This window comes from Microbacterium sp. BF1, from assembly GCF_019279095.1.
Classification (GTDB): domain Bacteria; phylum Actinomycetota; class Actinomycetes; order Actinomycetales; family Microbacteriaceae; genus Microbacterium; species Microbacterium maritypicum.
Genome location: NZ_JAGYWT010000863.1, coordinates 1 through 559, shown reverse-complemented (window position 1 = coordinate 559; position 559 = coordinate 1). Strand labels below are relative to the sequence as shown.

Here is a 559-nt window from a genome sequence, read left to right as displayed (position 1 = left end):
TGGCGGTCACCTGTACCGGGATCAGGACTCCTGCGACCGCGATGGTCGAGACCAGTGCGGCGAGGACGGTGAAGAACCGCAGGCGCGACACACCTGACCGGAAGGCGCGGTGCAGTGCCCTCGAGACGAGGACGACGCCGACGACGACCACGACGGCTTCCAGGGCGACCACGAGCAAACCGAGGACCGGTCCGCCGCCGGCGACCGCTCGAGCCGCGCGGCCGACGGCGAACAGCACCAGGACCACCGGAGCGATCAGGCTGGCCAGGCCGAACGGCACGCTCCACCACGTGTTCAGGCTCTTGGCCGCCTTCTGCCCGCCGAACAAGAAGCGGGTCAGGGAGTTCGCGCCGTCACGAATCGTCCGTGCTCTCAGGTTGGGCTCATCCAGCGCGCTCATGAGGGCGATGTACCCGTCGAACCGCACGAACGGGATCAGGTTGACGAGGACGATGGCAGCGCAGGCGAGCGCGAGAAGCATCAGCGTCTGGCGCACCTCGGTGTCGGGCAGCGCGAGCGCGACGAGAAGGGCCACGGCGGCGACGACGGCATGCACGGC

1 protein-coding gene is annotated in these 559 nt (G+C 69.2%); it reads right to left on the bottom strand.

The genetic code is table 11. The features are described 5' to 3' along the window. Positions 1-559, bottom strand: a 559-nt coding sequence (locus KZA10_RS17240; RefSeq protein ID WP_218683519.1) for a hypothetical protein, incomplete at both ends; no start/stop codon positions are given.